The following is a 26,055-nucleotide window of genomic DNA, read 5'->3' as shown; positions in this document are numbered from 1 at the left end:
TGAATGATGTTGAAGCGAAAATAGGCAGAGTAAATCGCCGAATGTTATTAGCAACACATTCGACAACAGCAGGAAGGGGCAACCATTGGCTGGATAGGAAAAAGTATATCTTGTTGAGTAGCACGAATAGCTACATGCTTGTTGATTGGCTTTTTCATGATGTTAACTATTTAAAGTCTATCGGAATTGTAGACAAATATAAAGTGGGATTTTCAATTCACAAAATAAAATCCCACATTTCTATCATGAAAAATAACGGCAGCTATTATGGAAGTATAAACAACTAATAAGTGAATAAGAAATCCGTCATTCATTGGTACAACGTACTATGGTAGCCTTTTGCACCGTAAGGTTGCAATTGGTCGATGTATTTCTTTTCCAATGCTTTCAGCTCAAATTTTACATTCATGGTAGGTTCGGGCTTCAGCGTAGCAAGAATTTCGAATACGAATTTATCCGCACCAAACTCGTTCCACTCCACCTGTAGTGCCTCGAAAGGGTGACCATTACTACGTAATTGGAACTGTTGTGAATTCCATACGGTTTCTAGCGACATGCTGCTGGCAACATATACCTTGTTATTCACGGTGTTACGCACCTGGTATATTCCAATTTGCGGGTCCCGTTGTTTATAAGCATTAATTAATTCTTTACGGTTCGACATGTTATATATCAATTATTTGTTTGTCAATTTAGTATTTGATCCATTTGTGCATTTACGAGCGATATACAGGCTTTGTAATTACCTGGTGTGTTTCTATGCATGTACAATACTAAAATGCCCGTTGTAATAATGGATAATTGGGATTGTTTGAGTTGAATATCAACATCGGTATATACTTTTTTCGCGGCACATACAGCCCAATCTTCCTCGCAAAGCTCCTGCAAGAAGTGCACGATTAAACCCGCGGTTTCCTTTTGATGATCGATGTCTGATAGCTTTTCGATGAAGAAAAGTTCGAAAATACCGGGGTATTGCACGAAGTACTCCATGTACGCCAATACAATAGCACGGATACGTTTTTTCCCTTTGGTAACACCTTCTAACCGCGATTGTACATAGGCACGGCATTCTTCTCTAAAGTCGCGTACACAATAGAAAACCAGGTGTTTTACATCTGGGAAGTAATTGTATAGTGTGGCAAAAGAATACCCCGCTTTCTCCGCGATATTTCGCACACTGAGGCTTTTTAATCCTTCGCTCTTTAATATTTCTTTTGTAGCATCGATGAAATAACCTTTCATTCTTTGCTCTTGCAATTCCTTTTTATCCATAAAGCTTGTTATTGTATGAACGGGTGTAAAATTACTGAACACTGTTCATAAAATAAAATATTGTTCAGAAATAAAATAAAAAAGGCCGCCTTTAGGGGCGACCTTTTTAGTGTTTGGATATGGTGGAATTACAATCCCATCGCGGTTTTACGTTTAATTTCAGTCAACATTTTATCTAAATCCGACCTTGTTAGCAAGCTACCTTTCGTTACAACAGCATGGATTTTCTCCGTAGCGCTGATGTTCTCCAATGGGTTTGCATCTAAGATTAATACATCGGCCAGCTTACCTGTTTCGATGCTGCCGTATTGGGATTTATTCATAAAAGCCGGTCCATTTATTACAGATGCTTGTAATGCTTGTAAGGGTGTTAAACCATATTTGACAAATAATGCCAACTCACTGTGGATACCGATACCTGGGTAATTGTAGGAATTCAAATAACCGGCATCCGTGCCAGCTAGAATCATTACACCTGCTTTTTGTAGAAGAGGCAGCACAGCTGCTGTACGCTCAAAATTCTCGTGGCGAGCTTTAATAGCGGCAGCATCGGCTTTATTAGCCATTTCTACGCGCCAAGTGTAGGTATTTAATAATCCTTTACCGAGGTACAGTAAATATGGATCGTTAGCATGGTTATTTTGATCAAGGTAGGCTATAGCGTAGCTGCCATTCAAGGTGGGTGTAACTGCGGTGCCATGTTCTGCCATGTAACGATACATGGCCATGGCAGCACTGGTATCATAATTCGCCCGGATAGCAGCGCTTATGTCTTTACCTTTCAGTGTGCCGTTGGCAATTTGATGAGAGATCTCTGCTTCATTATTAATACCTGCTTTTACCATGTAACCTAAATGTTCCACAGAACTTAACCCGGCATCCACAATGTCTTTCATGGGAATGGAATTAGGAATATGCGCAGATACTTTATAGCCACGTTTTCTCGCTTCGCGGATACTTTCCATGTACAATGCAGGAGATAGGGTATTGTCTGTGATCTTTATGAAATCGACTTTCAGTTTTTGTAGAGAGTCTAACGCTTGTTGGAGTTCTTCGCTAGTGCCAATTTCTATATCACCACGCCAGATTGATTTATAACCTTCTAATTTAGGACCAGAAGTATAAATCGTAGGACCTTGCAAGGTACCTTTGTTAATAGAATCACGCCATGCTAGCACAGCAGGACTAATATCAGCCGCCGCATCGCGGATGCTTGTAACTCCATGCGCTAAGTAAAGCGGCAAGAAGTTCTTGTTTTCGTGGATAATAGAATCACCACCACCAAAGTGCATGTGCATATCCCATAAACCCGGCATGATGTATTTACCGCGGGCGTTGAGTGTTTTAGCAGCGCGGAATTGTTTCGCATCCTTATCTGCTACCACAGCTATAATTTTATCTTTCTCAATCGCAACAGTGCGACCTTTCAAGACTTGCCCAGTTTTAACATCAATAATGTTACCCGATTTAATCAGTACATCCACTTGCTTTTGCTGAGCAGCAAGGGAAAGAGATAACAAGCTAGCGCCTGCTACAAAGAGATTTTTCAATTTCATGTGTGTAAAATATCGACAATAAAAGTACCATGATTGAAGGGCGTTGGCTGGTACTTTTTGAAACTATACAGGTATATTTCACCGGGCAAAGATTTGTTAATTCACATTTGGTTAACGATCGATCGTATAATTTCACGGCTGTTAATGCAAACTCCATGAAACCATTTTTACCTATTTTATTATTGTGTTGTACACTTCAACTACAAGCGCAACGCGTAATTTCTGGCTTTGTAAAAAATGCAGCAAATGCACAACCTATTCCAGCCGCCACCATTAGCATACCCGGGTTGCGTATTAATACAGTTACCGATCAACAAGGTCGCTTTGAATTAAAAGTAGATGCAGCTAAAGAGGTTGACTCCGTACTAATAACGCACATTAGCTTTGAACCTTTGAAAGTTCATGTAAATGCTATTACCCGTGATCCTATTTTTCTTTCACCACTCACCATTCAACTACAAAACGTTGAAATAAAAGCCGTAGCGCCTGTCGATATTGTTCGTCGCGCCATTACAAATTTCTCACAGAACTATTATACAAAACCACACGTTACACGTGGTTTTTATAGGTATGCAGCCCGCAAGAGTAACGATTATATCCATTTGTCGGAAGCGGTGTTTGACGTATACCAAGAAGGTGCTAACTACAATAGAGCCCGCTTTAAATTGCAAAAGGCAAGGATGGAAACGGATAATTCACCCTTTAAAGGAACGAGTTATATCCTCTTCGGTTTAAAACCGGAAAATGTATACGAATATGATGTAGTGAAGAATGTAGATAATTCAGATTTCTTAACCAATAAAGGGTTGAAGCAACACCAATTTAAACTCAATGGAACTAGGATGTACAACGGGGAAGAAGTGTATGATATTAGCTTCGACCAACGCGATGATATCAAGCAAGCCCTGTACAAAGGCCACATGTACATTCATGTAGATAATTATGCCATTACTTTTTGTGAATATAGTTTAAGCCCTAAAGGCTTGAAATATTGGATGGTGAAAAGCTTAAGTCAACGCGCATTAATGAAGATGTTGAATGTATATGAAACCATTCTCCAAGATACTATCAGTATTGCTTATCAAAATTTGAACGGGCGGTACTTTTTGAATAAAGTGCAAGAAAGGGCGAACTGGAGAATCCATAGTCCACGTGTACATTTCGATGTGAATGCCCTCAGTAAAATTGATTACTTGGTAACATCTATCGATACTTTAGCAACAGCAACTTTCCCATCTAATGAAACGATGGGTGACAATCGTTACATTGAATTTAAGAGTAGTGCTACGGTAGATGATTTTTGGAAGGAATATAATTTGATACCGGCCGATTATGATGTAGATTCCGTAGCTGCCAGCATAAAAGCGCACCGCGAGAGTGCTAACTATAAGAAGCTTTTATCTAACCGCATACCTAAATGGCCGAAAGATCCAGCTATTCGCATCGATTCCGTGCTGCAATTTTACTATCAAAAAAAGCAGTTCAATGGTGTAGCACTTGTGTATAAAAACGGAGAAGTTATTTATAGCAAAGGATTGGGTTATGCAGATATTGAGAAGAAAATCCCCAATAGCCTTCATACACAATTTAGAATTGGTTCCCTCGCTAAGCCATTCACAGCTATACTCTGTATGCAATTAGTACAAGACGGCATTTGGCAAACTTCAGATTCAATCGGTAAGTTTTTGCCATGGTTCGCACATGGCAACATTACAATTAGCCAATTGTTATCGCATCAAAGCGGTATCCCCAATCTAACCAACGACATGGAAAAACTTAGCAAGTACATGGGAAAGTCGTATAGTACAAAAGAGATGGTTACACAGTTTTGTAGCGATGAACTCCAGTTTCATCCTGGTCAATCATTTCAATACAGTAATTCTAATTATATCGTATTAGCGGCAGCTTTGGAGGCTGTAACAGGCAAATCATTACAAACCTTACTATCGGAAAAGGTATTCCAACCATTACAAATGACACACAGTTTTTGGGGACCGGCAACTCCTTCCGATACTTTAATGGCAAAAGGTTACGAAGGCTTTCAGCCTGAACTACGATACCCAATTGGCAATTTAACGGGTGCCGCCGCGATAACGTCTAATGCAAAAGACTTATTGAATTGGTATAAAGGCCTAAGAGACTTTAAAATTTTGAATACCGATAGAACTGGTGAAATGTATACCCCAAGAAGTTTTTACGAAGATTGGGATGCTAATTATGGTTTTGGTTGGATGATTGATAAAACAATGTTTTATGTGTCAAAGAAGCATGAAATTAGATACCACCCCGGTACCGATGGCGGTTTTTACTCCATGTTCGTACAAGAGCCTACAAAAGACATTAACATAATTCTATTGAGTAATAATGGCGACTTCCCAAGATTTGATATGACTAGTTTACTGCTGGATATTCTAAATTAGGGAAATTGTTATATCTTCAAGTAATATGCGGAAATCATTCATTATCATAGGAATAGCTATATTATTTGCAGCTTGTCAAGCTACCACAGGGCCCAAAATCGCGGTAGATTCACACATGGATACCCTCCAAATACCAGAACAGCAGGCTTTACAGGCGATTAATGCAACAAGGTCAACCCATTTTAAAATTGATAGTGTATACCGTGTAAAGTCAAGTAATTTCAATGTAGCGAAGGCTACTAATGGCGATTTGAGTATGATTTTTACCTTGGAAAGAAACGGGGTATTTGTGCAATACTACTATAATCCACGTAAAGGGCCTAATGAAACCGGCCAGTACCAACAACTACGTGATGGTAAATATTTATTAACGGTAGAAGCATGTGATAGTAGCGGTTGTACCATGTTGGTATATGAAAATGGGAAAAAATTGCTGAATAAAATCTCCCTGGTAAAAAAATAGTTGTGAACCATTTATCGTCATTCATGTTATTTTATTGATTCACTCTCTCTAAGCATATTTTCAAGCACTCATCGATTCGGAAAATATTCATGTGCAAGCAATGCCTTGTGCTACACGCTTTAATTCCTTGAATCGTATGAAAATTCTACAAGCTACTTACCGTTTATGCTTGCTGCTGGCTGTTTTTAGTGTAGCCAGTGCAAATGCTTCCTTCGCCCAAAAGAAACCTAATATTCTCGTGATTTTCGGTGATGATATTGGGTTTTGGAACCTAAGCTGTTGGAATCGTGGTATGATGGGCTTTAAAACGCCGAACATAGACCGGATTGCCAACGAAGGGCTGATGTTTACAGATTATTATGGGCAACAAAGCTGTACAGCGGGGCGCGCCGCTTTCATTACTGGGCAATGTCCATTTAGAACAGGATTAACAAAAGTTGGCTTGCCTGGTGCCACTGTTGGCTTACAGAAAGAAGACCCCACCATCGCAGAATTCTTGAAACCATTAGGGTATGCCACAGGGCAGTTTGGTAAGAATCACCTTGGTGATCGCGATGAGTTCTTACCCACTAGGCATGGATTCGACGAGTTTTTTGGCAACCTCTATCACCTCAATGCCGAAGAAGAACCAGAACATGAAGATTACCCCAAAGATCCTGCATTTAAGAAAAGATATGGACCTAGAGGTGTTTTGAAATCTACCGCAGATGGCAAAATTGAAGATACAGGCCCACTTACGATTAAAAGAATGGAAACAGTCGATGAAGAGTTCTATAAAGCTTCTATCGATTTTATGAAACGTCAAAAAGACGCAGGTAAGCCATTCTTCGTTTGGTTTAATTCAACAAGAATGCACGTTAATACACATCTAAAGCCTGGTTCAAAAGGTAAAACCGGCCTTGGTTTACAAGCCGATGGTATGGTAGAACATGATGCTATGGTAGGTGAATTACTCAAATTTTTAGATGATCAAGGGCTAACAGATAATACCATTGTTATTTATAGTACTGATAATGGTGCCATGAAGTGCGAATGGCCTGATGGCGGTGCATCTCCCTTTAAAGGTGAAAAAGATATGAACTGGGAAGGTGCATTTCGTGTGCCTTGCGTGGTTCGTTGGCCTGGTCAGATAAAACCCGGAACCGTCATTAATGAAATTTTTTCAGCAGAAGATTGGCTACCTACTTTAGTAGCTGCTGCAGGTGGCGATGCTAACCTTGTTGAAAAAGTAAGGGGTGGATATAATGCCGGGGGCAAGAATTTTAAAGTACATCTAGATGGATATAACCAATTGCCATTATTAACTGGCAAAACAGAAAAAGGTGCCAGGGAAGATTTCTTCTACTTTAATGATGATGGGGAATTAGTAGCATTCCGTCAAGGCCGCTGGAAATTCAACTACCAACTACAATTATCTAAAGGTGTAGCTGTTTGGCGCGACCCAATGATAAAATTGAGAGCGCCATTATTAGAAGATCTAAGGTCTGATCCATTCGAGTATGCATTCGACCATGCCTCTGCTTACTACGATAAATGGTTTATGGATCGTGCTTTCTTAATATTACCTTCTGCAAACCGCGTGGGAGAATACCTTGCTACCTATAAGCAATTCCCTCCACGACAACGACCTGCAAGCTTTAATATTGATGCCTTCACCGAAGCATTAAAATCAGCAGCGGGCGGTCACCCCGGTAGATAAATCTTTCATGTAGATATCGCCCTTGTTGCTTATACAGCAACAAGGGCTTCTTTTCACGGTATAGCATTTTCACCATGACGAACCGCGAACAAATACAAGCGCTCATTAAAGGCATGAGCGAGAATATCATCGGTCAAGATGATGAAATTCGTAAAATAATTATTGGGCTCCTAACGGATGGGAATGTGTTGTTAGAAGGTTTACCCGGGCTTGCGAAAACCCGTGCAGTAAAAAGCCTAGCGAAACACTTGGATTGCAAGTTGAGCAGGATTCAATTCACCCCCGATTTGTTACCATCCGATATTACCGGTACCGAAGTGTACCAACCCCAGGCAGAGCAAAAGTTTATGTTTCAACCCGGCCCCATTTTTTCAAACCTAATTCTTGCCGATGAAATAAACCGCGCGCCCGCTAAAGTTCAAGCAGCTTTGTTAGAAGCGATGGAAGAACGACAAGTGTCGGTGGCCGGTAAAACACACCAGTTAGAACCGCTATTCATGGTGTTAGCTACGCAAAACCCCATTGAGCAAGAAGGTACTTATCCTTTACCCGAAGCGCAACTCGATCGATTCATCATGAAAATAGAAATCGATTATCCCAATCATGATGACGAAATCGCTATTATGCGATTGGTACGGAACGAATCCAAGGAAGCACCGGCAAAAATTACAAGTATTCCTCAACAAGTTGTATTCGATGCTAGAAAAGAGATTAATCAAATTCAAGTAAATGAAGCTGCAGAGAAATACATTGCCGATATTATTACAGCTACGCGCTATCCATCAAATTTTGGAGAAGATTTAGGTCGCTGGATTAACTACGGTGCCAGTCCCCGTGGCACGATCAGTTTAGATAAATGCTCGCGTGTAGTAGCATGGCTCGATGGCCGCGATTTTGTAACGCCCGATGATATTCGGTATATTGTGCATGACGTATTACGCCATCGAATTATAACAAGCTACGAAGCAAACGTTTCAAAGGTAACAACGAACCAAGTGATCGATGAATTATTAAAACAAGTAGCTGTTCCGGCATGAGTTCCCAAAAGCAACATAACGAAGCATATCCAACCGGGGTAACGATTTCCTTGAAGGAGTTGATGCGCTACGAGTATTATGTGCAAGACATGCCCATTTTACCGCAACATCCTGTGTACTCGTTATTGGCTGGTCGGCATGCATCGAAATTACGTGGACGAGGATTGGATTTTGAAGAAGTACGTGTATATGTGCCAGGTGACGATGTTAGAAATATCGATTGGCGGGTTACAGCAAGAACGGGTATTACACATTCTAAAGTATTCAATGAAGAGAAAGAACGCCCAGGGTTTATCATAGTTGATCAAACTAGTTTTCTTTTTTTTGGATCGAAAATGTATACAAAGTCGGTTATTGCTGCACAAGCAGCGGCCCTCAGTGCATTCTATATTGTAAAACGGGGAGATCGAGTAGGGGGTATTGTTTTCAATGATGCAACACATCAATACATATCTCCTAAGAGAAGCAAAAGTCATGTTCAATACGTGTTACAAGCGATTGCTGATATGAACACATTACTACCTCAACGTAAAGCAATCACCAGTAACATATTGCCTTTAAATGAAATTCTGCAACAAGCAAGGTCGGTTATTACGCATGATTATGTTATTACTGTAATTAGTGACTTTAGTACAATTAATCAAGATACGAAGAAGCATCTGCGCAATCTTTCACAGCATAATGATGTAATGCTAGTACATATTTCAGACCCATTTGATGGAGCACTACCTAATGGTCGTATTGTATTGAGCAATGGAAAAAGGCAAATTACATGGCAGAACAATAAGCATCATTGGGGCGAAAAATACGAAGAAGCATACAGTAAGTTATTACGTGGTTTATCCGATGAGTTCAGGATGTACCATATCCCAGTGGTGCAAATGGATACAACTTTACCTGTTGAACAACAAGTGATGCAACACATGGGAAAACTCACTAAACGATGATATTACTTTTTCAACATACAACACAACAGTTCGACGATGTTATTGAACCACCACCTGTGAAGTTTAGCTTCAATGAGCCGGGATGGTACGTAGTAGGTGTTCTATTTGTATTGATTGTGGCATTGTGCGTTTATTTAGTATATCAATATTATAAACGAAACCGCTATCGAAAATCAGCTTTACGTTACTTACAAGAAAGAGAAAAGTATTGGAAAGAACAGCAGCAAGATGTACCGCTGATTTATGAAACGAGTATGCTGTTAAAACGTTTGTCGATGCGTAATTATGGAAGAGGTACAGTGGCGTATCTATATGGTAAAGATTGGATCAATTTTTTGAATACTACATGGAAGGAACATTCTTTTACAGAAGAAGAAGGCCAGATGTTATTCGATACTTTATATCGAAAGCCTACACAAGTAGATAAAAATATAGCTAACGGCTTTATTGAAAAAACAAAACGTTGGATTATTCATCATAAACATGCAGTTTGAAATCGCATATAAATGGGTGTTTTTCTTGCTACCGTTACCTTTGCTCGTGTATTTATTACTACCACCGATGCATAGGAAACGGTTGAGCTTGCTGGCGCCTTTTTTTGATCGCGCCAAGCAAGTATCTGGGCAACGTGCAAAACGGAGCGCTTGGGTATCGAGAAGGAATTTTTTTACGTGGTTAGGATTGATGCTTTGTTGGTTGTGTTTATTAGGAGCAGCTTCTATGCCACAATACGTGGGTAAACCAGGCAAGAAAGCCAAAACTGTACGCAGCTTCCTCATTGTAGCCGATATCTCATTCAGTATGGATCAAACCGATTGGCTAGTGCGTGGGCAACGTATGAGTCGTTGGAATGCGGTGAAATCACTCATGAAAGATTTCGTAGCGAAACGGAAGAGCGACCAAATTGGATTGGTTGTTTTTGGAAGCGATGCATATTTGCAAGCTCCACTTACAACAGATTTATCGACCATTACATGGTTATTAGATCAAACAGCCGTGGGAATGGCAGGGCAAATGACAAATATTGGTGATGCCATTGCCTTTAGCTCCAACATATTAAAAGCAGATACTATTAAGCAAAAGATCATGTTTTTGTTAACAGATGGGGTAGATACCGGTACCGAATTGGCGCCGGTTGATGCTGCGAACGTAGCCCATAAGGACTCCATTACAATTTATACCATGGGTATTGGCAAAGCAACCGGTACTGGAGGCTATGATTTGGATGAACGTACATTGCGAGATGTTGCACAAGCTACAGGCGGGCAATATTTCAATGCTATGAATGAAGGTGATATGACAAACGTGTATAAAACATTGGATAAGTTAACGCCCGTTGTATATGAAGAAGAAAGTTACCGCCCAACCCAGTTACTCTATTATTATCCTTTACTAGCGGCAGTACTAATAGCATTGTTAGTACAATTTATAATGGGAACAATTCATTTAACAAGGCTCAAAGGTGCGCTATAATGTGGATGGATATTTCAAATATTGATTGGCATATTAACTGGACGGAATTTCATTTTATTCGCCCGAAGGTGCTGTATTTGTTATATGTCCTAGGGTTTATTGTGTTGTTATTGATAATTGGGAATAGAGAAAACGGTAAATGGAAAAAGGTAATAGCGGCACATTTACGACCGTTTATGTTTGTGAAAGGAAGTCGTTGGTCCATGATATTACCTTTGTTGTTTTTTGTTGTGGGCTGTGTTTGTGCCATTATGGGTGTTGCAGGTCCTACTTGGAAGAAAAAAACAATACCGGGTCAGAAAATCCAAGCTGTTGTATTGGTAGCATTGGATGTGTCGAAATCGATGTTAGCTACAGATATTCAGCCAACAAGGTTAGATAGAGCAAAACTAAAAATAAGCGACTTTCTTGCAGCAAACCCCAAAGCGCGTGCAGGCTTATTAGCATACGCAGGAACGCCACACCTCGTTTTACCTTTCACCAGCGATTATAAAATTATTCGCTTACATGCCAATAGCTTAGAAAACAGGGAAATGCCTGTACAAGGCAGCAATACAAAACTATTGTTTCAAGAGATTGATACGCTCATGCAACCCGTATTGGCACCCAGTACAGTACTTGTAATGACCGACGAAATTACTGCAGAAGACGCTGCATACTTTACGAACTATGTAAATGCGAACATTCATAGCATGGAAGTATTGCTGGTATCCTCACCGGGCGGTGCAGCTGTTCCGGGATTTAAAGGCGTTCACTCGCAACAAGATCCAGCAATATTGAAAGACATATCGAATCACCCCAAAATCACCATAACCCCCATGACGCTCGATACAACAGATGTGGGCGGTATAGCTAAAAGAATCAGCGACCATCTTGTGTTTGAAAAGGATAAAAAGCAAGACGACAAAGAATGGGACGATATGGGATTTTTACTCATTATACCAACAATAGTTATTGCACTATTTTGGTTTAGAAGAGGATGGCAAATCCAATGGCTACTATTATTACCGGTGTTAACGAGCAGTTGTAGTGTGAATAGTAAAGAAGCAGATTGGTGGTATTCGAAAGACTACCAAGGACAAGTACTTTCCCATCAACATCACTACAACGAAGCCGCAGCACATTATACCGATGATCAACGAAAAGCCATTGCTTATTTCAAAGCGGGCGACTTTGTATCTGCCGAAGCATTATTTGCATTAGATACCAGTGCCACGGGCACGTACAACCATGGTCTTGCATTGGCTAAGTTGGGCCGTTACGATGAAGCCATGGATGCCTTCTCACATGCAGAGTCACTAGATTCAACACTAAAAGTAAAAGTGAAACAAAACTTTACCAAGGCACAACATGCCAAAGAAGAAGTAGATTCCTTAGCTAGTCTAAAACAACCTGCTAAGGATTTACATGAGAAGAAAGACAAAAAAGACCCGTTAAAAGAACATAAACCGGCATCGGAAGACGAAAAACTGGCAAGTGAAACCAAAGTAGATAAGATGCCAAAGAATGGCGATCGTGCAACGGAAACCGTGAAATCTAATATTCACCGTGCACAAGAAGCCGAACAACCCGATGGTAAAAAGCCGCAAAAAGAAGATCCTGATCAGGCCGTCAAAGATATAATTATGCGCAAACCACCTGCCGACCCAGGTGAGTTTCTTCATAAACGATTTGTATTGCAGAAGAACAGGTATTATAAACATGTACAACAAGGAAAAGAAGCATGGTAAGATTGTATATCATATGCTTTTGTTTGATGTGCCATGTACAGGTGTTACATGCACAGGTGAACTGCTTTGCCCGGGCTACATTAGACCGTAGCGCTGTGTATGTGCAACAGCCTTTTAAAGTAACTTACACGGTATTAACAGCCACTTGGTACACAGAACCTTTGGAGTTTGATAACATCCAAGTTCCCAATGCATTTATTATTCCTTTTACCGATGCTCAAACTGGTAGATACGATGTAAACGGGAAGTCTTACCCCGGCATTCAATTCTACTACCTTGTTTTCCCCTATAAAGCCGGCAGCTTCAGTGTGCCATCTATCAACATTGTAGCTACTACGCCACCCGAGGGTAGCTCGGAAAGTGTGAAGGTTACCATTAAAACACCGGTTTTGCATTTTGTTGTTAAACCTATCCCGAAAGAATTTCCAACGAATACATCGTGGATGGTAGCGAAAGACGTGGTGTTACATGAGAAATGGAATAAGCCGTTATCAAACCTTAAGGTAGGTGATGTGATTGAAAGAACTGTTACCATTGATGCTATGGGAACATTACCCCAATTTATACCGGAATTTACAGCCGAGAAATTGCCTTGGGCCAGCGTGTACCCACAAAGCTCCGTAACAAAAGATACGCGCACAGAATATGATGCCAATGGTGAAAGAATAGAAAAAGTAACTTACTTGCTAACCGACGCAGGAGATTTTACAATACCCGGTATTGCATTGCAATGGTGGAACCCGTATTCTTCCAAGATGTTTTCAAGGAAAACGCCCGATACTAAAATCCATATCGCCGATAATCCAAATTTAGGCATGCTAACCACTTTGCAAGATAGTTTGAATAATACAATCAGACCTTTGCAAACCACCAAGGAAAAAGGCCCACGAATGATAATGGGCATGCCTTGGTACACAGCCTTATGCGCATGTTTATTACTAATCGCCTTACTCTGGATCGTGAGCAAGTTTGCTATTGAATTAACCCGGAGAATTATAAGTACACGGAAATATTACCTGCAAAGCGAACATTATTGGCTAAAACGCGTGATGAAATCACCTTCTTCGGCAAACGAATTTATGAAACGACTTTACCAATGGTGGGACCGGGTTTTTATTACCGGTAAGCAGGCTTCTATTTCCTCCACCTTCGAATCGCAAGGCAAGGAAGAAATGAAAGACACTTTCGATACATATAACCAACAAGTTTACCAAGGGCAACAACCCGCCGAAGAAACTGTACAAAAAATTAAAACCCAAGTTTTCACATACCACAGGAAAGATGTGCCACAGATCAACCAATCATTCAAAGATGATCATATTCCCAGTGATCAATTACCTTGGAAAGAATAGATGATCATAATTCGCTATACCCTTCATCTTTCTTAACAGCAATTAATTGCTCCATTTCCTGTAAGGCTTCCTGGTTATTTAAATATGTTTGCACGTTTGATTGTCCTGCAGAACCAATTTTCCCGAAGCGTGTTTTAAGCTTAGTTCCAAATGGAGAAATCTCCCAAAATTTTTGTTGTGCACGGTTTTCGAGGTAAATTAACTGGGTGTTTGCTCCGTTTACCGTTCGATTTTGCTGAACGGGATGTTGTAATAGTTGCAAGATACTTTGTAAGATGTTATCCCTATTTTGCAACCAATCCTTTGCATACACTTGTAGTAAAGGCCAACCGAATGCACGCAATGTTGCTGGTCGTTGGTAATACTGTTCTAGCACATCGGGGTTGTCGTAGTGTTGGTCTTCATCTACTAGAATACCTAAACTAAAATCTTTTTCTCCTTTTCTTTTTACAGCTATCGAACATTTAAAACTACTTTGACCAATGTAAGTGTCAGCTTCGTATCCTGCAGCTATTAGAGCATCACTTATTTGTTGGGTAACTATAGCGTATTGGGCTGGTAAACTTTGCTTGCTTAATTGCGTAGTAGGTAAAAGGCTTTTCAGTATTATTTTGGCTTCTTGGAGTTGCCCATTACTCACTGTTTCTGCATAATGTAGGAATCGCTTTAAGTAGTTAGCACCTTCATTGTAGTCGTTTGTAATGTCTTGATATTTCATGCTTGAAACAACAGCCATGTGCTTTTTAGCACGACTGAATATCACGTTTAATCTCTTCTCACCTCCTTTCCTGTTAATAGGACCGAAATTCATGAGCATTTTACCCTTCGCATCACGACCATAGCATGTACTTATAATGATAATATCTCGCTCGTCGCCCTGTACATTTTCTAGGTTCTTAACGAATAGTCCTGTGAATTGTCCTTCTTCTTTTCTATTATAAGCAGCTTCCAATAAGGATTCAAACGTTTTGTCCTTGTCTGCTAGTTTTTCAATCGCTGTTTCAATGGTGAGTTGTTGCTCTTGGCTAAAAGCCACGATGCCAATTGACTCTTCAATTCTATTCGTTAATAATTGCTTTAGTACATACGCTATGTATTCTGCTTCCATCACATTCTTCCGGGAAGCATATAGGCTATTCGGTAAGTAATGATAAGAAATGCTTTGTTGCAATAGTTTAGGTGCATGTAATAGCCCGTCAATTGTTTGCGTAATAGGGGGAATGACGGTGGTAACCAAATGCGATGTGCGGTCGGGAATTGTTAATAATTCACCTGCATAGAATGCATGGTTGCTATAGCTAATCAATGTTTCATACCTGCTTCTATAGTGCCAGCGAAGCATAGTACTGGGTAGTTTCCTGGCTCCTTGAATAAGTAAACTATCCGATTCACTACTTAATATTTCATCTTCTTTTTCTCCTTCAAAGCTCTCTAAATCGTTCGGGTCTTCTGTTTTAGTATTGAAGAAATTGCTTGGTGGCATTTGTTTGTCGTCACCAACAATAATTGTTTGTGGCGCACGGAACAAAGCCGGTATGCCTTCTTCTAACGGTATTTGGCTTGCTTCATCGAAAATCACTACATCAAACGATTGTATGTCGAGTGGCAAACTATCACTTACACTTAATGGACTCATCAGCCACACGGGTTTAATATCTTTCAATACGCGTCCACTGTCATCGGAAGCCATTTCACGGATACTTTTGTATCGCATGGTTTTACTCATTTCATGTTCTAATATTTTTCTTCCCTCGAGGTAAGATTTTTTGTAGGCTTTCTCATCTTCATCTAGTATGGCATCTTTAGCCGCGCTGATTTCGTAATGTGTAAGGAAGGTAGATCGGCGAGTGGCGCGAATGAAGTCGCTATTTAAATGTAATACTTGTTGGTAAATGCGCGCTATATCGTTTACTGTTTGATGAAGGTTTTCTTGTTGCGTATTGGCAAAGCCGCGACTTTGGGTTAATATTAAATCATATGAACGAAGGGCCATGGCGGCTGCGGCTTGCGCCGGTGTAAGCGGAATTTGTCTTATTGTAGATTGAAGTTCTTCCGGTAATAATGTAAAATCCTTCAATGCTGGAAGTAGTTCTCGTAGCGTTTCAAGGTTACTTTCGATTGTTACTAATTCATCTTGCAATTGCAGGAATGATTTTTCTGCATAGTTATACAAGGTTTGTTTTAATTGAAGATCTAATTTTTGGAAAGTGGTGGCCAGCTGGTTTAGTTGTAGTACTAATGTATTTGCATGTGGATGATGTAAAAGATAATCAACATCGGCATCACCTAATTTCCTACGCAATGCTTCAATGCCTATTTTTACAGTATGTATGTTATCAACGTGGTAATCCTGTTTTAATAGTTGTTGCTGTTGAAGCATTTTTGCTTGCGCATCGTATTCTGCTTGCAGTTCTTGTAATACCATGCTTATAGTAGGCGGCAAAACATGTGCGTCGAAGTTGTAGGCAATTTTCATTTCACGCTTCAACCTTCGCCAACTACCGGATAAGAACTTGAAGAAGGATGATTCGTATTTAGCAGCAATATCTACGGCTTGTCGAGTTTCCTGCTCGCTAAATTTCTTTGCCCAGTTGTTATTTTGCCGAATGGTTTGTTGATACTGTTCAGCAAGATATTGGAACGTTTGGTATTGCGCATCGAACACTTTCGCTGCTTCGTTCGATGGATCAACTAAGTCTAAATTACCGGTGTTGGCAAGTGGAGAAAGGATAACAGCATCGGTGATGAGTTGCGCAAATTGTGCAATTTTCGTGGCATAGGTAGCTGGGATACTTTGCTCCTGTACCAATTGTTGAAACTGTTCCAATGCTTGGCAAGCACTGTCATATATTTGATTGAATAATTGGAATGGGTTAGCAGATTGGATAATGTGTGAAGATAAATTGCTGAACGGGTGAAGCGCCAAAGCTTTTTCTGCACCTGTACCGGCAAGTACTTCACTTAGTTGTGTGAGGGTACTTCCAAAACGCTGCCAATGGCTGTAACTAGGCACTTTATCTTGCTGTTGGGTAGTTAAGGTCGGTAAATCTTCTCTTAATACGAGCAATTGTTCTATCAACTTACGCGTACTCGTGCCCGCATGTTCATGAATATTGTTTTGTTGAAAGTGATAATTCTCCAGTACATCTAATTTATCTTGTAAGCGCTCCATCGCTATTTTTCTATCAAACGTAATTTGCTGTAGGTCCATTTTTTTGTGAAGAAAATCGTCGTATACAGCTTTTAAATCTCTTACGAACTCTTTTTTATCGTCTTGGCTATCGTGGATATAACAGCACAATTCTGCCAAATGGTTCTGTTGTAAGCGGTGATATACAACATCTAAGGCAGCTCTTTTCTCACATACAAATAACACCGTTTTCCCAAGAGCAAGAAAGTCGGCTATTAAATTCGTAATGGTTTGACTTTTTCCTGTACCTGGAGGACCTTGGATAATGTAACTTTTCCCTGTTCTAGCCTGTAATATGGCCCTTGTTTGTGTAGGGTCGGCAGTAATTACTTGGAACCAGTCGGAAGGTTGGTAGGCGGGAAGCGGCTTAACAATTGTTTTGGGTAAATTGCTGAACAATTCGTTGAACACGGGGTGTTCAATATCCATTTCTTCTACTTGCTGGTAATCACGTACCAAGCTCATTTTTTTATAGTTGAAATTGCCGAGTACAATATTACACACATCAAACTCCCAAGCATACGGGTTGTTCTCTCCTTGATCGAAAGCAAAAGTTGGCGTGCTTTGCTTCCCCTCGAGTACATATTTGCGATGTGGATTACTTAGTGTGCATTGAGCAAAATCTTCTTTCGCAAAAATGATTTTTTGATAGTGGATAGCCAAACTCAGCGGTGCAAAAACCCTGTTAGCATATCCATTGCCATTTGATTTTAGCTTTTTCTCGTATTGTTGAATCGTTCTTTTGGCAATGCTGTGAATAATTTTAATTCTTGGTTTGCTTATGTATTGTAATGTAATACCTTCTTGTGCGCCTTCTATTTTTGCTCGCAAGGCTTCATAGAATTGCTCCATGCTTGTTTTCTCAAAATCTATGCTAGCCGGTAGTTGAATACCATATAAATCCTTTAAGTAGTTAGCAAGTACAGGGTTAATGATTGCTTCATTGTCGATTAACGCTAATGTAAATTGCTCGTGTTGCAGCGATTTTGTGCGCTTTAATTTAACTGGAAGCAGTAGCAGGGGGCTTTGTATAAGTTCTTGATCATCCTCCTTTAGATTATACCAATTGAAAAATGCCACCACTAGTTTTAATTGGCTGAACCCATATTCTTTCTCGTCGTTATCAACGGAAATACGAACGGTATTGAGTTGTGAATTCAGATAGGGATGATCGATGAATTGTAATTGCTTGTTCAAAGAAATATCCTTCATCCCAATAATACGATCATGTAAAGCCCCGCTCCAAGTAAACAATAATGCCGGTTCAATGCTTTGGTAATTCAATACATTCGGAACACTACTGATCGTTAAGTTTACAAACCGGGCATTCGGCTTATAATACAACAAGCGATTACGGCGACTCGTATCGAACAAACGGTTGCGTAATTTTGAAAGAATAAAGCTTTTCCGGTTATTAGGTTGCTTGATTTCAAAAATTGCTTCAGATGCTAAATCTGTTTGCTTTAATGGATCATAATCGCGGTAATATCTTAACCGGTGAAGCACTTCTGAGAGATCTCGTGGCCTTGCTCGCCTGTCTAGATGAGTCATTTCAGCAACCAGGGCATGGATGGTTGGGTGTACGCGCTTGTTCAACGTAATTGAACGCTTACGGTATTGGGCGAACTTTTGTACATCTTTTACCTGGTAAAGGTTTAATCCCATCACTAAGGAACCAAGGTATAATCCCAAACAGAAAATATCACTTTGTACATCGTGGTGACCGAAATGGTGTTCATAACATTGATACCCCAATAGGTAAGCCGGCCTAGTAGGGCTCTCATGCTCATCCGTATGCACCTCTGCATTCACCATTTCCGGCAACTCCTCATCTTCAATCCATGTACCTGTTATGTCAAATGCGCGGGATTTATTCTTCTGTAAAAGAACACTTATAGCTGCTAAATTAAGAGCGGGCACATGTGCACTTTGTTCATCAATATCCAAGTTTGCATCGTATACAAATACACTTTCTTTAACCTCGAAAGGTGCAACCAATCCATGCTCATGGAGATGAAAAACTTCTTCGAAAATGGGTAATAAAAAGGCAACTATTTCATCGGTTGACCAGGGGCCTTGTTCAAAAGCGGTTTCTAGATATGTAGGGAATGAAACTTGGGACATGATTCTATATATAATTCGGAGGTTAAAAGTACAGTAAATACAGGTAGATAGGTTGAAAAAATAGGCTTATTTGGAAGCCTCATCTTAACAGTTATGTTACCTTACTTGCCAACTTAATACATGCAAAGATGTTGCCAACAGGCGGTGCATGACTAGTTTTCTGATAGTATTTTAACTCTTGTAGCAGTGTTACATACTTTTGAGGAGAAGTCGCCCATTTTTCGGGAGATTACCGACTCTTCACCGACTGTTTACCGACTCACTCCCAGTATTTGTAAGGGTTTAGTAAGCCTTTTGCCGACTCTCTACCGACATTTCTCCGACAACCCCCCAGTGTTTATCGGCACTTAGTATGCTATTTGTCGACATGTTGTCGAGATGACCCCTATGCCTATTGCGTTTCAGCGGGGCATTTTTTGAGGATTTTCATGATGTTTGTCGCAAATATGGGTGTTAAGGTGGTTGTTTGACTGTATTTAAATGAGGTTGCTTTCGATTCTTAAAATAAGGCTTGTTTAGGCGGTTTTTTTAATGCTTGGAATATCGGTTTGCTTAAGGGGGAAAAGGTGGTGAAGGCTGCCTAAAATGGCGCGTAAATTTGATTTATTGGATAGGTTGGCTGAGTTGGGTTTAAACGGATGTATTAATAGCTGTTTGGGAGAGTTGGGGGAATGTTGAAAATACTACTAGTGAATCTACCATAATTGAAAAAGCTGATCCCGAAGTCTTTGCACTTTTAAGATCAGCTCTTCACTTATTTATCTATAAAATTGTTAGCACTCGGCACATACAGGCGTACTTACTTTTTTGTTTCTAAGTACTAAGATTGTAACAGCAATTAAAACCCCGCCAAGTGCCATGCCGGCCCCAACAACATCGGGGCTGGTAAAGCTATAGCCCAATGTTAATGGAATACCGCCAAGATAAGCACCTAATGCGTTTCCAATGTTAAAGGCACCTTGTGTAATGCTGGATCCCAACATTTCAGCACCTTTCGCGGATTTAATCATCATCATTTGAATAGGAGCTACAATAGAAAATGCTGTGGCACCTATAATGAAGGTCATGATGAATGTAAGTGGTTTACTACTTGCAACGAATGTTAATGTTAATAAAACGGCTGTCATAAATAATAGCAAGAAAATAACAGCTACCACGGGCGAATATTTATCGGCTAATTTTGCACCGGCAATATTCCCGAACGACATACCCACACCGGCAATTACTAACACATATGTGACCATGCTTGGGTCGATATGTGTAATGTCGGTTAACAATGGAGCAATATAACTATACCAAGCAAAGAAGCCACCTGTGCCTATAGTTGTCAATAGCACAATCAGCCATAATTCCACTTGTTTAAACACTTGGAAGCTGCTGCCGTCTTGGGATTGTTTTTCCTTTTCCATAGCCGGCATCCAACTGTAGATGCTTAACATGGCCAATATCCCAATTATGCCTACTGCTCCAAAGGTGATTCGCCAATCAAAACTATGCCCAATGTAAGTACCTAATGGCACACCAATAATATTGGCCACCGTTAAACCAGTGAACATGATAGAAATAGCTTGCGCCGCTTTCCCTTCAGCCGCTAACTTTCCAGCTACCACCGCACCAATACCAAAGAAGGCACCATGTGGCAAGCCTGATAAGAAGCGCATGGTTAGCAATGTGTAATAATTCGGAGAAAAAGCCGATAAAGTGTTGAACACCGTGAACCACAACATAAGCATGATTAATACTTTGTTGGGTGTGTATTTCGCACCAATAGCAGTTAGTAATGGAGCACCTACAACAACACCTAAAGCATATGCTGAAATAAAATGACCAGCTTGGGGGATAGTGATATGCAAGGAGCTGGCTAGATCGGGCAAAATACCCATCATCACGAACTCGGTCATTCCTATACCAAACCCTCCTACAGCGAGGGCTAATAAACCTTTTTGCATCTCGTAATTGAATTTTGGAGCATGCAAAATTCGCCTAATTTTGAATTTATTGTTAATTTTAAGAGAAGAAATGTGAATTAATTCAATATTATTGAATTTTTTGTATGATACAATCGGTACAACGTGCTTTTGAAATAGTAGAATACATCGCGCAAAATGGAAACATGGTGCGATTAAGTGATATTGCCGACGCCATGGGGTTACAAAGAACCACGGTGCATAATATCTTGGATACTTTGAAGGATTTAGGGTATGTAGAACAAGACGAGATGACGCCTCGTTACAAAGTCACCAATAAGCTGCAATGCTTATATTCTCCCGCTATTTCACTACCCATCCTTAAAAAGGAACTGAAACCTGTTTTAGAGAATATTACACAAACAACAAAGGAAACCTCGCATTTGGCGGTGCAAATGGGTGCTTATTTTCGGTATGAACTGAAATGTGAACCAGAACGCGCGGTGCGTATTTCTTTGGATCTTGCTAAGGAATACGAAATGACCAACACGGCCATCGGCAAAGTTTTCTTAGCCTATTCAGATCACCTTCAATCCCAAACGCTTAAAAATCTTAGTCCTGCTAAAGCTAATGCATTACGCAAAGAAATAGCGGAGATCCGAAAGCAAGGTTATGCACTCGATATCGAGCAATTCGAACCCGATTTACATTGTATTGCCGTGCCTTTCTTTTACCAAAAAAGGGTAGTAGCTGTTATTGGTGTATCTGGACCGGCATACCGTTTTCAGGATAAAGCTATGAAGAAAGCGTACCAGTCATTAAAAGCCATGTTAGCACCTGTTTGCGAGAAATTGAAGGGCAGTCATCCATCCTAACCATCTATAAAAATTATTTTGCCAAGTTTGTTATATTAGTAAATTTGTTGATAATTAAGTCGAGGCTGGCACAATTATCAAACTGTTTTAGAGAGCTGCGTAAGTACACCAAAAGTAACAGGATATATTGTTTCCACGTATGCTATACTGGAGGCATTGATTTATTTTAACCAAAATTTCGCCTAATTTATTTATTGAAAGACCGATTTTAGATGGATTTCCAACATCGCTTTGCCAACATTTGGTTGACGCTATTATTCCTTTGTATTCCACTTTTTTTACGCGCACAAACGCCGCAACCTTCGCCACGTGGCGCCATGGTAAATGTAGGCGGGCAACAAGTGTTTTCTTGCGGTACCGACGTATTGCAGAACAAGCTCCGCGATAACCAAGCATTCCGTATTTACGAAGCGGAGATGAATCGCCGGATTCGCCAGCAATCTTACAAAACAGCCTTGATGGCTCCTTCTACATACACCTTGCCGGTTGTATTTCATATTATTCACCAAGATCCATCTTCCATTACCGATGCCGATGTAATAGCTGCATTACAAATGTTAAACGATGCATATGGCCAGTCAGGTCCATTTGCCGGGGCGAGAACAAACACGCAAATCCAGTTTTGCCTAGCTAAAACCGACCCGAATGGTGGAAAAACAACAGGCATCTTACGTAATAAAACATATCTCGGCGATTTCGACGCCGACATGGAAGGCGATGATATTGTGAACCTAGGCAAGTGGGACGGGTCGCGTTATATTAATATCTGGGTTGTGGAAGATATTAAATCGGAATTCATGCAGAGTTTCGAATGTGGAAAATGGCAACGGTTAAAAATGGGCGGTTACGCTAGTGCAGGTGGAGATATTGTAGTGGCGGGTTTAGGCGTAGGTGTGCTGGCGCATGAAATGGGCCATTATTTGAGTTTGATGCATACGTTCGCCGCAATGGATTGTAAGAATAATGATTGTGCCGTAGATGGCGACATGGTATGTGATACGCCACCAGATAAATCGATTAAAGGTGGTTTTGATTGTAGTAACCCTGAGAACTCTTGCGATACTGATACATTATCGGGTTTTACAACAGATGTACCCGATTTGCCAGATAACTTCATGGATTATGGTGGGGGAACAGGATGTATATCTTCTTTCACAGAAGGACAAGCAGCGCGGATGCGCAATTTTATTGCTACTTCATTGACGGGAATGATTAGTACAACGGTATGTAATGAACCATGTACTGGTGCTGTTACTGCCGGCTTTACAAGAACGAATACTTTCCCGCTTATCGGCGATGCAGTTACGTTCACGAATACTTCTACAGGCACCACCGACTTTGAATGGTACATAGACGATGTATTAACTGCTACTACAGCCGATTTAACCTTCACACCAACAGCGAAAAAGAATTATTACATCACATTGCGCGCAAAAGATGCCAGCGGATGCTTTGCTAGTGCCTACGATGTTGTGCAGGTAAGTTGCGGGGTAGTGGCACGTTTCACCCCCGATAAAAGAAAAATTGCGTCTAAAGAAAACGTAGAAACAGACGATATCACTTTTACTAACCGTTCTGAAAATGCTACAAGTTTTACATGGTACATGTCAAATGATAAAAGCATGGCCGACCAAGTAGTAGCAACCAGCAAAGATTTAACTTGGACATTCAAAGAACCAGGGGTATATAAAATTCGATTAGAAGCAACAAACGGCACTTGTACGGATGTTTCAGATGAATTTACATTCACAGTAGACGACCCAACAGCGGATGGAACCGTTTATTTGCAAGACATTCATTGCTATCAAGAAGATAAATTGCGCATCAGCTTTTTCTTCCATAATGATGGCTATAAAACAATCCCGGCAAACGTACCTGTAAGTTTTTATGATAGTGATCCTCGTTTACCAGGTGCTAAAAAGATCGGTGAATATATCATTCCTTATGAGATCAAAGGCAAGTGTTCTTCTTACTTGGAAAACATTATTTTAACAACAGGTTCGAAGGTGGACCAAGTATTTGCAGTGTTTAATGATGTAGGTTTAACAATACCTGTTGTATTACCTAATACTACTGTTGAAGAAAGAAGCTATACCAATAATTTCAGGTCGAAAAAGAATTTTCAATTCAAAATTGCTATCACCCCGGCTTTACACAATTTAGTACCGGGTGATACTGTACGATTACAGCCAAAGTCGGTACAAGGTGGCGATATTACATCCGCTACATGGACAAATGCCGATTTCTTAGATTGTACCAACTGCATAGAACCTTTATTTACCGCCGCTTACCGCCGTGAAACGGCCACAAGTAAAGAGGTAATAGCCATGAGTAAATATGGATGTACAGATAGAGCCTATGTAAATTTTACAATTCCAACGGTAGACGATTATAGTGTGAAGATTGATGGAACCGAATGTGCTGCTAATAATGGTATACACATAGATTTTACGCTCTGCAATGCTTATACGAAAGGGAATATCCCGGGATTGCTAAAAGTAGATTTTTACGATGATGACCCCGCAGTTAAAACAGCGAATTACCTAGGTAGCTTTACAGTTCCCAGTGCAGGTACAGCAAGTGATTGCCAGCAATTTGGGGTAAATGTAGATGGAAGTGCTACGCATAAAGTGTACGCTCATGTAAATCCAGCAAAAGATACCTTGGAAACAAACTACGCAAATAACCTGCACCAAGCATTGTACAACGATCCGCAAATACAAATCACCGGTTTAGAAAACACCGTATGGCGAAAAACGACATTACCTGTTTCCTTTACCACGCAGTATTTTACCCCGGTTGTGCAAACTTGGCAGATTGTTTCTGGTTACTCAGATATTAGTTGTACCAATTGTCCAACTGCGCAGGTTACCATCTACGATACATCGTTAGTGAAAGTAAATACTGTAAATAGGTACGGTTGTAAAATTGAAGCGAACGCTGTAGCTACGCAATTCCCGCCTGACTTAACGGTGAATATTTTATCCGCGAAATGTTACAGTAACACGAGTACGATCGTGAATTTTGAGTTGTGTATTGGCAATTACTACGATTACTTGTACGAGAAATTGCCAGTGTCGTTTTACGATGGTAATTCTTCCACGGGTAAGCTGATTGCTACATACTATACACCTGCAATTACATGGGGGAATTGTGGAACGTTCTCCTTCATTTTGAATACACCTATTACGCAGCAGTTGACAGCCGTTGTAAATGATCCGGGGGGCAGTAAGGATATCGAAGCGGGCCGGGCTTTCAACGAAATGGATTATACGAATAATACAGCCCATACGGGTACGGTGCCATTCGTGGTAAGTTTCGATCCACCTACTATAGCGCTAAAACGTCCACTTGGTACTACTACATTACAACCTGTAATTGAAGGTGGCCCAGCGAGAAGCTTTTTTTGGTTGCCGGCAGAAGGGTTAAGTTGTTCGGATTGTGAAACGCCGGTAGTGCTAGGAAAAGGAGCGTCCCAGGTTTACAAAGTTCGTGCTACCAACGAGTATTTCTGTACCAGCATAGCAACGCTTAATGTTCAAACGTTTGTGGATGATCGTTTATTGATGCCCACAGCATTCTCCCCGAATAATGATGGAGTGAATGATGTGTTGTATGTAATTGGTAGCCGGGATATTGCTAAAGTGAAGAATTTTGTAGTGTATGATAGGTGGGGTAAGAAGGTGTTCGAAGTGCATGATGTGCCGGCAAATGATAAGCAATATGGCTGGCAGGGATTAGTAAATGGAATGCCTGCCGATGCCGGGTCATTCATTTATTTGGTCGAATTACAATTCAATAACAACGAAACACAACTCTTCAAAGGGTCGGTTTTGCTAGTACGATAAACAGTATTACAGTACGTTCATAGGAAAAGTTTCACTGAAAAAAAAGTGAAACTTTTTTTTATGCTTACACTGTTTGTTGAAAGCTATAGTGGTGGCTACTATAAAAATTATATTTGCAATTTATTTTCAAACGATTTTTACATGAATTTGAAAATAAAT

At 40.3% G+C, this 26,055-nt stretch carries 16 protein-coding genes; 11 read left to right on the top strand and 5 right to left on the bottom strand.

Annotation, left to right across the window (positions count from 1 at the left end):
- Nucleotides 1-310: 310 nt before the first annotated feature.
- The 3 genes from LX64_RS17005 to LX64_RS16995 form a co-directional block, all read right to left on the bottom strand.
- Entirely contained in the window at nt 311-664 is a 354-nt protein-coding gene (locus LX64_RS17005; RefSeq protein WP_111598880.1) for a GIY-YIG nuclease family protein, read from the bottom strand.
- Nucleotides 665-687: 23 nt separating this feature from the next.
- On the bottom strand, nt 688-1,275 hold the full coding sequence (locus LX64_RS17000; protein WP_111598879.1) for a TetR/AcrR family transcriptional regulator: 588 nt from the start codon (nt 1,273-1,275) through the stop codon (nt 688-690).
- A 128-nt stretch (nt 1,276-1,403) separates the two neighbouring features.
- Complete coding sequence (locus LX64_RS16995; protein WP_111598878.1) at nt 1,404-2,831, bottom strand: amidohydrolase family protein; 1,428 nt, start codon at nt 2,829-2,831, stop codon at nt 1,404-1,406.
- A 155-nt stretch (nt 2,832-2,986) separates the two neighbouring features.
- Between LX64_RS16995 and LX64_RS16990 the strand changes: the two genes are divergently transcribed.
- The 9 genes from LX64_RS16990 to LX64_RS16950 all read left to right on the top strand — a co-directional run bounded on the left by LX64_RS16990 (nt 2,987) and on the right by LX64_RS16950 (nt 13,952).
- Nucleotides 2,987-5,251 (top strand): serine hydrolase, encoded by a 2,265-nt coding sequence (locus LX64_RS16990; RefSeq protein ID WP_158538657.1) that lies wholly within the window; start codon nt 2,987-2,989, stop codon nt 5,249-5,251.
- Between the two features lie 25 nt (nt 5,252-5,276).
- Nucleotides 5,277-5,714: a putative periplasmic lipoprotein gene (locus tag LX64_RS16985; protein ID WP_111598876.1), complete on the top strand. Its 438-nt coding sequence runs from the start codon at nt 5,277-5,279 to the stop codon at nt 5,712-5,714.
- 136 nt (nt 5,715-5,850) lie between these two features.
- On the top strand, nt 5,851-7,413 hold the full coding sequence (locus LX64_RS16980) for an arylsulfatase (protein WP_111599099.1): 1,563 nt from the start codon (nt 5,851-5,853) through the stop codon (nt 7,411-7,413).
- Nucleotides 7,414-7,487: 74 nt separating this feature from the next.
- Entirely contained in the window at nt 7,488-8,450 is a 963-nt protein-coding gene (locus LX64_RS16975; protein ID WP_111598875.1) for an AAA family ATPase, read from the top strand.
- Nucleotides 8,447-9,397, top strand: coding sequence for a DUF58 domain-containing protein (locus tag LX64_RS16970; RefSeq protein ID WP_111598874.1), 951 nt, complete (start codon nt 8,447-8,449; stop codon nt 9,395-9,397). The genes LX64_RS16975 and LX64_RS16970 overlap by 4 nt, the downstream gene beginning before the upstream one ends.
- Nucleotides 9,394-9,891 (top strand): DUF4381 domain-containing protein, encoded by a 498-nt coding sequence (locus LX64_RS16965; protein ID WP_111598873.1) that lies wholly within the window; start codon nt 9,394-9,396, stop codon nt 9,889-9,891. The genes LX64_RS16970 and LX64_RS16965 overlap by 4 nt, the downstream gene beginning before the upstream one ends.
- Complete coding sequence (locus LX64_RS16960; protein ID WP_211324839.1) at nt 9,881-10,870, top strand: VWA domain-containing protein; 990 nt, start codon at nt 9,881-9,883, stop codon at nt 10,868-10,870. Before LX64_RS16965 ends, LX64_RS16960 begins: the two co-directional genes overlap by 11 nt.
- A gap of 5 nt (nt 10,871-10,875) precedes the next feature.
- Nucleotides 10,876-12,600: a VWA domain-containing protein gene (locus tag LX64_RS16955; RefSeq protein WP_158538656.1), complete on the top strand. Its 1,725-nt coding sequence runs from the start codon at nt 10,876-10,878 to the stop codon at nt 12,598-12,600.
- Between the two features lie 26 nt (nt 12,601-12,626).
- Nucleotides 12,627-13,952, top strand: a complete 1,326-nt coding sequence (locus LX64_RS16950; protein ID WP_158538655.1) for a BatD family protein — start codon at nt 12,627-12,629, stop codon at nt 13,950-13,952.
- Between the two features lie 4 nt (nt 13,953-13,956).
- Here LX64_RS16950 and LX64_RS16945 read toward each other — a convergent pair whose 3' ends face one another.
- Nucleotides 13,957-19,266 (bottom strand): AAA domain-containing protein, encoded by a 5,310-nt coding sequence (locus tag LX64_RS16945; RefSeq protein WP_245952714.1) that lies wholly within the window; start codon nt 19,264-19,266, stop codon nt 13,957-13,959.
- A 773-nt stretch (nt 19,267-20,039) separates the two neighbouring features.
- On the bottom strand, nt 20,040-21,215 hold the full coding sequence (locus tag LX64_RS16940; protein WP_111598869.1) for an MFS transporter: 1,176 nt from the start codon (nt 21,213-21,215) through the stop codon (nt 20,040-20,042).
- 104 nt (nt 21,216-21,319) lie between these two features.
- Here LX64_RS16940 and LX64_RS16935 point away from each other — a divergent pair, with 104 nt between their 5' ends.
- Both LX64_RS16935 and LX64_RS16930 read left to right on the top strand, forming a co-directional pair.
- Nucleotides 21,320-22,048: an IclR family transcriptional regulator gene (locus tag LX64_RS16935; RefSeq protein ID WP_111598868.1), complete on the top strand. Its 729-nt coding sequence runs from the start codon at nt 21,320-21,322 to the stop codon at nt 22,046-22,048.
- Between the two features lie 212 nt (nt 22,049-22,260).
- On the top strand, nt 22,261-25,896 hold the full coding sequence (locus LX64_RS16930) for a M43 family zinc metalloprotease (RefSeq protein ID WP_111598867.1): 3,636 nt from the start codon (nt 22,261-22,263) through the stop codon (nt 25,894-25,896).
- Nucleotides 25,897-26,055 lie beyond the last annotated feature (159 nt).

The sequence above is a fragment of the Chitinophaga skermanii genome (assembly GCF_003259335.1).
Taxonomy (GTDB): Bacteria; Bacteroidota; Bacteroidia; order Chitinophagales; family Chitinophagaceae; genus Chitinophaga; species Chitinophaga skermanii.
This window is presented reverse-complemented; position numbering and strand designations above follow the sequence as displayed.